This is a genomic window from Pseudomonas hunanensis, from assembly GCF_013393325.1.
Taxonomy (GTDB): Bacteria; Pseudomonadota; Gammaproteobacteria; order Pseudomonadales; family Pseudomonadaceae; genus Aquipseudomonas; species Aquipseudomonas putida_P.
In genome coordinates, this window is the sequence record NZ_QJRC01000071.1 from 235,334 (window position 1) to 246,625 (window position 11,292).

An 11,292-nucleotide genomic window follows, 5' to 3' on the forward strand; every position below is an offset into this window, starting at 1 on the left:
TGAGGGCCTCGCCCCGGCAGCAAAAGCCCCGCCCCTTGTGGCGGGGCTTTTTTATGCCTGTGGTTCCAGTACAAGGCCGGACAGGATCGCCTGAAGCGCCTCTGGCAGTGCCACAGGCCGGCCACTGGCACGCTCGATGAACACCTGCACCACCGTGCCCGCCGCACACGCCTCTGATTCGCCTGGACGGTAAAGCGCCAAGCGGTACTCCACCGTGCTGCCCGCCAGGCGCGTCACTCCCAACCCCACCTCCAGCACGTCCGGGAAGCCCGGTAGTGCGTAGAAGTCCGCCGCCGAACTGACCACGAAGGCCGCCAGTTCGCCGTCACGCAGGTCCAGTTCGGCCTGTTCGACGAAAAATGCCTGGATGGCGGTTTCGAAAAAGCCATGCACGGTAGCCCCGGCGATATGGCCGTTGATGTCGTTGTCCGAAGGGCGGGTGAGGACGGTGTGGAAGTGGGAGAAGGCAGTGCGCTGAGGGGATTCGGTCATCTGTCTGGCTCTTGTCTTCGCAATTGATGCTGACAGTGAATCAGAAAATCCAGGTTTGCGCTGCCTGCGCTCCCCTGTGGGAGCGGCCTTGCTGATTTGCAGGAACAAAAAAGCCGCCCCTGGGGGCGGCTTTCTCGTTGCGGCTGGCTCAGCTTACAGCTGTGGACCAGCGGCCTTGATGGCGTCGGAAACTTCGAACTTCTTGAAGTTTTCGATGAACAGCTTGGCCAGGCCTTTGGCGGCCTCGTCGTAGGCAGCTTTGTCAGCCCAGTTGGTGCGCGGGTTGAGCAGCTCGGTTTCAACGCCCGGAACAGCCTTCGGCACGTCCAGGTTGATGATGTCCAGGTGCTCGGTTTCGGCACCGACCAGCGCGCCGCTCTGGATCGCAGCGATCACGGCACGGGTGGTCGGGATGCTGAAGCGCTTGCCAACGCCGTAGCCACCACCGGTCCAGCCGGTGTTGACCAGGTAAACCTTGGAGTTGAAGCCGTTGATGCGCTTGATCAGCAGCTCGGCGTACTCGCCAGCCGGGCGCGGGAAGAACGGTGCGCCGAAGCAGGTGGAGAAGGTCGACTTGATGCCGCCGCCCGAACCCATTTCGGTGGAACCGACCAACGCGGTATAGCCGGACAGGAAGTGGTAGGCCGCCTGCTCGTTGTTCAGGATCGAAACCGGAGGCAGTACACCGGTCAGGTCGCAGGTCAGGAAGATGACTGCGTTAGGCTCGCCGCCCAGGTTCGCTTCGGAGCGCTTGGCAACGTGCTCCAGCGGGTAGGCCGCACGGCTGTTCTGGGTCAGGCTGACATTGGTGTAGTCGGCGTGCTTGTTGGCGTCGAGCACGACGTTTTCCAGCACCGCGCCGTGCTTGATGGCTTTCCAGATGACCGGCTCGTTCTTCTCGGACAGGTCGATGCACTTGGCGTAGCAGCCACCTTCCATGTTGAAGACAACGCCTTCGCCCCAACCGTGCTCGTCGTCACCGATCAGGTAACGGCTTTCGTCGGCAGACAGGGTGGTCTTGCCGGTGCCGGACAGGCCGAAGAACAGGGTCACATCACCTTCTTCACCGATGTTGGCCGCGCAGTGCATTGGCAGCACGTCGGCAGCCGGCAGCAGGAAGTTCTGCACCGAGAACATGGCTTTCTTCATTTCACCGGCGTAACGCATGCCAGCGATCAGCACCTTCTTCTGGGCGAAGTTGATGATCACGCAACCGTCGGAGTTGGTGCCGTCACGCTCAGGCTCGCAGACGAAGTTGGCGACGTTCAGGACCTGCCACTGGTCGCGGCCAGCCGGGTTGAACTGCTCCGGGTTGATGAACAGGCAACGGCCGAACAGGTTCTGCCAGGCAGTCTGGGTGGTCATCTTCACCGGCAGGTAGTGCTCGGCAGCCGCCCCTACGTGAACATAGGAAACGAAGTGATCCTGGGCGCTGTTGAACGCCTCGACGCGAGCCCACAGGGCATCGAACTTGTCGGCCGGGAACTTGCGGTTGATCGGGCCCCAGGAAATGGCGTCCTGGGTGGAAGGTTCTTCGACGATGAAACGGTCAGCCGGCGAACGGCCAGTACGGTGACCGGTCTCTACGACCAGTGCGCCAGTATCGGCTAGTACGCCTTCACCGCGTTGCAGCGCTTCTTTTACCAGCTCATCGACGCTCAGGTCGGTGTACACGGTGTTGTTGGCTTGCGTCATGAGATACCCCATCCGGCCCGAGGCCGAGTGCTCCAAACGTTTTGTAGTTGTCTTGAAAAAACTACTACAGCGAAAAAAGTGGCCGGATTATGCCAGAAACGCCCAAAAAAAGTAGGCCCCTCCTGTCAGAACTGCGCTTTTGCGCAATTCGACAGGAGATTGTCCTGTGATTAACCGTTTCAGTGGCGAGTTTCTGAGGCCACGTCAGTGCCGCCACCAGCAAACAGTTGCGCCACATCGCTGGCATCGAAGAAATAGCGCTCGTTGCAGAACTGGCAATCGATCTCCACCGTCCCGCCGCACTCTTCTACCAGCGCCTTGGCATCGTGCTCGCCCAGGCTGACCAACGCATTGCCGGAACGCTCGCGCGAACAGCTGCAATTGAAGCGCAGCGGCTGGATATCGAACAGGCGCACGGCATCTTCGTGGTACAGGCGGTGCAACAGGGTTTCGTTGCCTTCGGCCCACTCTTCGGGCTTGAGGGTCTTGGCCAGGGCCACCACGTGCTGCCAGCTGTCCTCACGCTCTTCATCATCCGGCTGGCGATCACGCGGCAGCTGCTGCAGCAACAAGCCACGGGCCTTGCCGCCTTCGGCGTTGAGCCAGAAGCGCGTATTCAACTGCTGCGACTGAATGAAGTAGTTGGTGAAGCATTCCGACAGGTTGGCGCCATCGAGGTCGACGGTACCCTGGTAGCGCTGGCCCTTGACCGGGTCGATGGTCAGGGTCAGGTGGCCGTCGGGCATCAGTTGCGACAGGCTGGCATCCGCCGGGATCTGCTCCGCTTCGTAGCGGGCCATGCCGCGAATTTCGCGATCACTGGAGCATTCCACCATCAGCAGCGGAATCGGCCCCGCCGAGCGCGCCTGCAAAATCAGCAAGCCATCGAACTTCATCGCGCCGACCAGCAAGGCGGTGGCGGCCATCAGTTCGCCGAGCAATGCCTTGACCGGCTGTGGGTACTCATGGCGCGCCAATACTGCGGCGTAGCTGTCATCCAGAGACACCCACTCGCCGCGCACATCGCGCTCGTCGAAGATGAAACGTTGGGTGAAATCGGTATCAGGCAAATCGCTCATAGGTTTTGGCTATCTAAAAATGATGACAAAATGGTTACAAGGGTTATCGGAAACCTGCGAGAACCCGTGACAGAGCGCTCACAAGGCGCTCCGATTCCTGTTTGCAATAGAGGTATTTTATGGACAATCGACCACTGTTCCAAGCAAGGTGGTCTTTGGGGCCATTGGCAGCCTGTACGCTGCTTCCCATCGCTCTACTGTGTTTCTGGTTATGGCCCATTGGCCAGATCCTGTGCCTGACTTTCGACGAGTGGCTGTTTCACAGCCTGAATGCGCCGCTGGCCGATAACACCACCTGGCGCTACATCTGGACCGTCGGCAGCCTGCGCCCGTTCGACATCGTCGTCGGCCTGATCCTGCTGACAGTGCTCATCCGTGGCGACTGGGTGTTCAAGGCAGCGCAAGTTCGCCAGGCATTTTTCGGCTTTCTGGTCACGCTACTCCTCTTAGTGGTGATTCGCGCACTGTTTTCCAAGTGGGTGGATGCAGCCGGCTGGCAACACAAGAGCCCGTCGATGATCTTCGACGACGTCGTGCACCTCAGTGACTACTACCCCAACCTGGAGAAGGCCTGGGAGCTCAAGGACCGTTCCAGCAAGAGCTTCCCGGGCGATCACGCCTCGGTGTTGCTGATCTGGGCGCTGTTCATGAGCGTGTTCTGCCGCCGCCTGGTGCAATACCTGGTGGTCTGGGGGCTGGCGCTGCTGTTCATGCTGCCGCGCCTGGTAGCGGGTGCTCACTGGGGGCAGGATGACTACATTGGCGGGTTGCTGATGGCGGTGCTGGCGTTGGGCTGGAGCTATTACACGCCGCTGGCGGCCAAGGGCAGCGAGGCGCTGATGCGCTGGACGGCGCCACTGTTCACAATCGCGGCCAAGTTACCGTTGGTCGGCAAGTTGGCGGTAGTCCGCTAAACCCTGGGGCTGCTGCACAGCCCATCGCGACACAAGGCCGCTTCCACGTCGAATGGTGTGCACAGGTCCGTTGTGTCGCGATAGGCCGCAAAGCGGCCCCGGCTATTCAAAGCTCCCATGCAACTGGTGTATCTGCCGCCGCTGCTTTTTGGTCGGCCGGCCATCGGTAGTCACCCCCATCGCCCCCGCCTTACGCAGGTCGGCCGCCTGCTCACGGCGACGCACACTTTCTTCGGTTTCCTCGTACAGCGTCTGCGCCTCTGGCGCCCCACGCCGCACCACCGACAACGCTTTCACCACCACAGTACGTTCATCGAACCCGGTGCGCAGCACGAACTCGTCGCCCACCCGCGGCTCTTTGCCCGGCTTGCATCGCTCGCCCCGGCAATGCACCTTGCCGCTTTCGATCGCGGCCTTGGCCAGCGCTCGCGTCTTGTAAAAGCGCGCCGCCCACAGCCATTTGTCCAGACGAACCTTATCGTCGTCTTCGGCTTTTTGTGCCATCCCGTTACCTCGGATTCTGTCTTTCATCGAACTGTACTACCTTCACATACGGATGCAAAAAGTCCCCGCCGTGCTTACAGTTCACCACCTCATTCGCAGGGTGTGCTTCGTGAAGACATTTGACCATTTGACTGTGATCGGCCTGCGCGAGTGGGTCGCCTTGCCTGACCTCGGCGTGGCCGGGCTGCGCGCCAAGATCGACACCGGTGCCAGCACCTCCAGCCTGCACGCCACAGAGGTGGAACCGTTCGAGCGCGATGGCCAGCCCTGGGTCCGTTTCACCGCGCACCTGGGCTCGGTGGTGCAACTGCGTCACCGCCGCTGCGAGGCGCCGCTGGTCACCATGAAAACCATCAAAAGCTCCAACGGCCAGGCCCAGACCCGCTATGTCATCCGCACGTCACTGGCGCTGGGCGATGGTGTGTGGGAGGTGGAGTTCACCCTGGCCTGCCGCAAGAATATGCGCTATCGCCTGTTGCTTGGTTCCAAGGCCCTCATCCACGGCCAATTGGTGGTCAACCCCGGCCTGAAATACGTACAAGACAAACCGGCCTTCCCGGCCACCCTTTCCCCTGTCACAGGTGCTGCATGAAGATCGCTGTGCTGTCGCGCAATCCGCGTCTGTATTCCACCCGCCGCCTGGTCGAAGCCGGTATCCAGCGTGGCCACGAAATGGTGGTGATCGATACCCTGCGGGCCTACATGAACATTGCCAGCCACAAGCCGCAGATCCACTATCGCGGCAAGCCGCTGGAAGGCTTCGATGCGGTGATCCCGCGCATCGGTGCTTCGGTTACCTTCTACGGCTGCGCAGTACTGCGCCAGTTCGAAATGATGGGCGTGTACCCACTCAACGAGTCGGTGGCCATTGCCCGCTCACGCGACAAGCTGCGCTCGTTGCAGTTGTTGTCGCGGCGCGGCATCGGCCTGCCGATCACAGGCTTCGCCCACTCGCCGGACGACATCCCCGACCTGATCCAGATGGTCAACGGTGCCCCTTTGGTGATCAAGGTGCTGGAAGGCACTCAAGGCATCGGCGTGGTGCTGTGCGAAACCACCCAGGCGGCCGAGTCAGTGATCGAAGCGTTCATGGGCCTCAAACAGAACATCATGGTTCAGGAGTACATCAAAGAGGCCGGTGGCGCCGACATTCGCTGCTTCGTGGTGGGCGACAAGGTGATTGCCTCGATGAAGCGTCAGGCCAAGCCGGGCGAGTTTCGCTCCAACCTGCACCGTGGTGGCGTTGCCAGCCTGATCAAGATAACCCCTGAAGAGCGGATTACCGCGATTCGCGCGGCCAAGGTGATGGGGCTGAGCGTGGCGGGTGTGGATATCCTGCGCTCCAACCATGGGCCGCTGGTGATGGAGGTGAACTCGTCGCCGGGGCTGGAAGGCATTGAAGTGACCACCGGCAAGAACGTGGCCGGGATGATCATCGAACACCTGGAGAAGAATGGCGGGCCGAATCAGACCCGGACCAAGGGCAAAGGCTGAGATTTTTGGGGCCGCTTTGCGGCCCCAGCAATCACACGGCATTACGCGGTAGCAGCAGCCCCAATGGCAGCCTGACCCGCGCTTCGATCCCGCCACCAGACCGGTTACGCAATTCCACATTCCCGCCATGCTGCGCCGCGATCCGTTTGACGATCGCCAGCCCCAGGCCTGTGCCCTTGCCACCCCGCGCCCGGTCACCACGAATGAACGGGTTGAAGATGGTTTCCAACTCCGACTCGTCGATCCCGGTGCCGCGGTCCAGCACGCTCAGCACCACGTACGGCGCACTTTCGTCACCCGACACATAGGCCGCCACCTCGACCCCCTTGCCAGCATGGTGCAAGGCGTTGCCGATCAGGTTGCCCAACATGCGCTTGAGCGAAACCCGGCGCAGCGGGAACGGTGGAATCGGCTCCAGGCACAGGCGCACGCGCTCTTGTGGCTGGTTGTACGGCGCCACCACCTCGCGTACCAGGTCAGCCAGGTCGACCTCTTCCACCGGTTCGTCACGGCCATCGCGGATAAACGCCAGGAACTGATCGAGAATCGCGTCCATGTCCTCGATATCGCGGACCATGTCGTCACTCAAATCGCTGTCGCTGTTCAGCAGTGACAACGACAGCCGCAGACGTGTCAGCGGTGTGCGCAGGTCATGGGAAACCCCAGCCAACATCAGCTCGCGCTCGCGCCCGGCCTGCTCGACATCCTCGGCCATCTGGTTGAAGGCCTTGTACACCTCGGTCATCTCGCTGGGCGTATCGCTGATCGGCAGGCGCACACTGCGCCCCTGGCCAAGCTGGCGAGCGGCAAACACCAGGCGCTTGAGCGGCTGGTTCAGCTGGCGCACGAAAATCCACGCCGAAGCGGTAGACAACAGGCCGATGGCCAGGAACCAGCCCAGCACGTTCCAGATTTTCTGCCCACGCAACGGGTGCGGGTACAGCGGCACTTTCAGCCAACCAGGCCCAAGGCTTGGCGCGTTGACCCACAACGCTGGCGGCGCGTGAATGCGCAGCCGAACTTCGGTGTCGTCACCCAGTTCGGCCTGCATCTGCCGTTGGTAGATTTCGCTGTAGGGCCAGTGCTGCTCCCCTTCGGGCACGCCCGAGCCGGTCACGCGGATAAGGCCTGCCGCCTCGGCGATCTTGTCGCGGTTTTCTTCGTCGGCGGCCCAATAGGCGCGCAAGGTCAGCGCTACCCCGTGGCTGTACTGACGGTCGACCAGCACGTCCTCGTTCATCAGCAGGTAGACCAGGGTCAGCGCCTTGGAGAACAGGACGACGATCAACACCAGCCACAGGGTGCGGGCGAAGAAGCTTTGCGGAAACCAGACCGGTGTTTTCATGAAGGGCGCGGCATCATTTACCGGCGTTTCCGTCCGGTACGAACACGTAGCCCACGCCCCATACGGTCTGGATGTAACGCGGCTTGGACGGGTCCGGTTCGATCATGCGGCGCAGGCGCGAGATCTGCACGTCGATGGAGCGCTCCAGTGCATCCCACTCACGGCCACGGGCCAGGTTCATCAGCTTGTCGCGGGTCAACGGCTCGCGGGCGTGCATCACCAGGGCCTTGAGTACGGCGAATTCACCGGTGGTGAGCATGTGCACTTCGTCGCCACGCTTGAGTTCGCGGGTGGCCAGCGAAAGCTCGTAGTCGCCGAAGGTGACCGACTCGTCTTCGCTGCCCGGCGCACCCGGTACGCTGGGCGCCTGGCGACGCAGCACAGCCTTGACCCGCGCCATCAGTTCGTCCGGGTTGAAGGGTTTGCCCAGGTAGTCGTCGGCACCCAGTTCCAGGCCTTTGATGCGGCTGAGCTCATCGCCCTTGGCGGTCAGCATGATGATCGGGATCTGGTTGTTCTGCTGGCGCAGGCGCTTGCACGCAGACAGGCCATCCTCACCTGGCAGCATCAGGTCGAGTACCACCAGGTTGAACACTTCGCGCTGCAACAGACGGTCCATCTGCTCGGTGTTGGGCACCGCGCGGGCACGGTAGCCCTTGCTGGTGAAGAAACGTTCCAGCAGGCTGCTCAGCCCCGGATCGTCGTCGACGATGAGAATCTTGTCACCTTCAGCGGTGTTTGGCGTGCCGGTCATGAATAACTCCTCTGATTTCGCCGCGCATTATGGCGTAGCCATTGCTGCACGTTGCGTGAGCATTGTTAGCAGATTTTTCCCCCGGCGCCAGTTCCGGCTGGCCGGGCGCCATCACCGCAAGGCGTTTGCGATGGGTATAATGCGCGCCTTTCATCCAGCGCCGCCGGGCGAAAAGCCCACAGGCGACCCCCGTATTCACAAATGTCAGGTGGTTTACATGGACAGCATCAACAGCCGTATCGCCGAGGAACTGGGCGTACGCCCCCAGCAGGTCGAGGCGGCCGTGGGCCTGTTGGACGAAGGCTCGACCGTGCCCTTCATCGCCCGTTACCGCAAGGAAGTGACCGGTAGCCTGGACGATACCCAGTTGCGCCATCTGGAAGAACGCCTGCGCTACCTGCGCGAACTCGACGAGCGCCGCGCCAGCATCCTGTCCAGCATCGAGGAGCAGGGCAAGCTGACCCCGGAACTGGCCCGCGAGATCAAGCTGGCCGACACCAAGACCCGACTCGAAGACCTGTACCTGCCGTACAAGCAGAAGCGTCGCACCAAGGGCCAGATCGCCCTGGAAGCCGGCCTTGGCGAGCTGGCCGACGGCCTGTTCAACGACCCCACCCTGGCACCGGAAAGCGAAGCCGCACGCTTCGTCGACGCCGAAAAGGGCGTGGCCGACGTCAAGGCGGCACTGGAAGGCGCCAAGTACATCCTGATGGAGCGCTTTGCCGAAGACGCCGCCCTGCTCGACAAGCTGCGCAGTTTCCTCAAGCAGGAAGCCGTGCTCAGCGCCCGCCTGGTGGCCGGCAAGGAAGAAGAAGGCGCCAAGTTCCGCGATTACTTCGCCCACGACGAACTGCTGCGCACTGCGCCGTCGCACCGTGCGCTGGCCATCTTCCGCGGGCGCAATGAAGGTGTTTTGAGCGCATCGCTCAAGGTCGGCGAAGAGCTGCCCGGTACCCTGCACCCATGCGAACTGATGATCGGCAGCCACGTCGGCATCGAAAACCGCGGCCGCCCGGCCGACAAATGGCTGGGCGAAGTGGTGCGCTGGACCTGGAAGGTCAAGCTGTATACCCACCTGGAAACCGACCTGTTCGGCGAGCTGCGGGACAACGCCGAAGGCGAAGCGATCAACGTGTTCGCCCACAACCTGCACGACCTGCTGCTGGCCGCCCCGGCTGGCCCACGTGCTACCCTGGGCTTTGACCCGGGCCTGCGCACAGGCTGCAAGATCGCCGTGGTCGATGCCACCGGCAAGCTGCTGGACTACACCACGGTCTACCCGCACGCGCCGAAGAACGACTGGGACCGCACCCTTTCCGTCATGGCCGCACTGTGCGCCAAGCACTCGGTGGAACTGATCGCTATCGGCAACGGCACCGCCAGCCGTGAAAGCGACAAGCTGGTGGCCGAGCTGGTTAAAAAATACCCAGCACTGAAGATCACCAAGATCATGGTCTCCGAAGCCGGCGCGTCGGTGTATTCGGCCTCGGAACTGGCCGCCCGCGAGTTCCCGGACCTGGACGTGTCGATCCGTGGTGCCGTGTCGATTGCTCGCCGCCTGCAGGACCCGCTGGCCGAGCTGGTGAAAATCGACCCGAAATCCATCGGTGTCGGCCAGTACCAGCACGACGTGTCCCAGCTGAAACTGGCGCGTGGCCTGGACGCCGTGGTCGAGGACTGCGTGAACGCCGTGGGTGTGGACGTGAACACCGCCTCGGTGGCGCTGCTGACCCGTATCTCCGGCCTCAACGCCACGCTGGCACAGAACATCGTTGCCCACCGCGATGCCAACGGCCCCTTCGCCACCCGTGCAGCGCTGAAAAAGGTCAGCCGCCTGGGTGAAAAAACCTTCGAGCAAGCCGCCGGCTTCCTGCGTGTGATGAACGGCGACAACCCGCTGGACGCCTCTGCGGTGCACCCTGAGGCCTACCCGCTGGTGCAGCGCATCGCCGCCGACACCGAGCGCGACATTCGCTCGCTGATTGGCGACAGCAGCTTCCTCAAGCGTTTGGACCCGAAGAAGTTCACCGACGAGTCCTTCGGCCTGCCGACCGTCACCGACATCCTGCAAGAGCTGGACAAGCCTGGTCGCGACCCACGCCCCGAGTTCAAGACCGCCACCTTCCAGGACGGCGTCGAAGACCTCAAGGACCTCGAACCCGGCATGATCCTGGAAGGCGTGGTGACCAACGTCACCAACTTCGGCGCCTTCGTCGACATCGGTGTGCACCAGGACGGCCTGGTACACATCTCGGCACTGTCGGAGAAGTTCATCAAAGACCCGCGTGAAGCGGTCAAGGCCGGCGATGTGGTCAAGGTCAAAGTCATGGAAGTGGATATCCCGCGCAAGCGCGTCGGCCTGTCCATGCGCATGAGCGACACCCCCGGCGAAAAGGTCGAAGGCAACCGTGGCGGCAATCGTGGCAATGGCGGCAACCGCCAGCAGCAGGCCCCGCGCCAGCGTGAAACCACCACTGCCGCACCGGCCAACAATGCCATGGCCTCCCTGTTCGCCAACGCCAAGCAGTTGAAGAAGAAGTGATGGACGTACCGCGCGAATACGTCGAAAGCGCCTTCAGCCAACTGCTGGGCTGCCGCCTGCAACGCCTGGATACCGGTGTTGCCGAGGTGGCCCTGGCCCTCGAGCCGCACTTGCGCAACCGTGGCCAGAAGCTGCACGGCGGGGCCATCTTCAGCCTGGTGGACATCGCCATGGGCCTGGCCTGCTCGGCCAGCCATGGCTTTGACCAGCAAAGCGTCACCATCGAGTGCAAGATCAACTACATGCGCGCCGTCAGCGACGGTGACGTGCTGTGTACCGCCCGTGTACTGCACGCCGGGCGGCGCACCCTGGTGGTCGACGCTGACGTAGTCCAGGGCGACAAGCTGGTGGCAAAAGCGCAAGGAACCTTCGCGGTTCTCTAGCTCACCAAGCCGTATCTGCGGTATTTTCAGCAGTGCGCTGGCACTGCTGGATCCGCGTAAACCAGGCGACAACGCCAGTTCCTTTCTTCC

General features: G+C 62.2%; 11 protein-coding genes. 5 read left to right on the forward strand and 6 right to left on the reverse strand.

Annotated features, from left to right (window positions below; genetic code table 11):
* Window positions 1–51 precede the first annotated feature (51 nt).
* The 3 genes from DM807_RS05390 to hslO form a co-directional block, all read right to left on the reverse strand.
* Entirely contained in the window at window positions 52–492 is a 441-nt protein-coding gene (locus DM807_RS05390; protein WP_012270059.1) for an acyl-CoA thioesterase, read from the reverse strand.
* A gap of 153 nt (window positions 493–645) precedes the next feature.
* Window positions 646–2,187 carry a phosphoenolpyruvate carboxykinase gene (locus DM807_RS05395; RefSeq protein WP_179027136.1) on the reverse strand — a complete coding sequence of 514 codons (1,542 nt, stop codon included), beginning with the start codon at window positions 2,185–2,187 and terminating at the stop codon, window positions 646–648.
* A gap of 179 nt (window positions 2,188–2,366) precedes the next feature.
* Entirely contained in the window at window positions 2,367–3,266 is a 900-nt protein-coding gene (hslO, locus tag DM807_RS05400; protein ID WP_171577236.1) for an Hsp33 family molecular chaperone HslO, read from the reverse strand.
* A gap of 119 nt (window positions 3,267–3,385) precedes the next feature.
* On the opposite strand from hslO, the gene DM807_RS05405 reads away from it, so the two are divergent.
* Window positions 3,386–4,180: a phosphatase PAP2 family protein gene (locus DM807_RS05405; RefSeq protein ID WP_060493640.1), complete on the forward strand. Its 795-nt coding sequence runs from the start codon at window positions 3,386–3,388 to the stop codon at window positions 4,178–4,180.
* Between the two features lie 102 nt (window positions 4,181–4,282).
* On the opposite strand, the gene DM807_RS05410 is transcribed toward DM807_RS05405, so the two are convergent.
* Entirely contained in the window at window positions 4,283–4,684 is a 402-nt protein-coding gene (locus DM807_RS05410) for an RNA-binding S4 domain-containing protein (RefSeq protein ID WP_060493641.1), read from the reverse strand.
* Between the two features lie 109 nt (window positions 4,685–4,793).
* Between DM807_RS05410 and rimB the strand changes: the two genes are divergently transcribed.
* Window positions 4,794–5,276, forward strand: a complete 483-nt coding sequence (gene rimB, locus DM807_RS05415; RefSeq protein ID WP_041166351.1) for a retropepsin-like aspartic endopeptidase RimB — start codon at window positions 4,794–4,796, stop codon at window positions 5,274–5,276.
* The gene (gene rimK, locus DM807_RS05420; RefSeq protein WP_008099005.1) at window positions 5,273–6,178 is read left to right on the forward strand and encodes a 30S ribosomal protein S6--L-glutamate ligase; all 906 of its coding nucleotides are present in this window, start codon (window positions 5,273–5,275) and stop codon (window positions 6,176–6,178) included. Before rimB ends, rimK begins: the two co-directional genes overlap by 4 nt.
* A gap of 31 nt (window positions 6,179–6,209) precedes the next feature.
* On the opposite strand, the gene DM807_RS05425 is transcribed toward rimK, so the two are convergent.
* Window positions 6,210–7,523 carry an ATP-binding protein gene (locus DM807_RS05425; protein ID WP_012270053.1) on the reverse strand — a complete coding sequence of 438 codons (1,314 nt, stop codon included), beginning with the start codon at window positions 7,521–7,523 and terminating at the stop codon, window positions 6,210–6,212.
* A gap of 13 nt (window positions 7,524–7,536) precedes the next feature.
* Complete coding sequence (gene ompR, locus DM807_RS05430; protein ID WP_012270052.1) at window positions 7,537–8,277, reverse strand: osmolarity response regulator transcription factor OmpR; 741 nt, start codon at window positions 8,275–8,277, stop codon at window positions 7,537–7,539.
* A gap of 217 nt (window positions 8,278–8,494) precedes the next feature.
* Here ompR and DM807_RS05435 point away from each other — a divergent pair, with 217 nt between their 5' ends.
* Both DM807_RS05435 and DM807_RS05440 read left to right on the forward strand, forming a co-directional pair.
* Entirely contained in the window at window positions 8,495–10,819 is a 2,325-nt protein-coding gene (locus tag DM807_RS05435) for a Tex family protein (RefSeq protein WP_012270051.1), read from the forward strand.
* A complete protein-coding gene (locus DM807_RS05440; RefSeq protein ID WP_060493643.1) occupies window positions 10,819–11,202 on the forward strand; it encodes a PaaI family thioesterase in 384 nt (127 codons plus the stop codon). Before DM807_RS05435 ends, DM807_RS05440 begins: the two co-directional genes overlap by 1 nt.
* Window positions 11,203–11,292 lie beyond the last annotated feature (90 nt).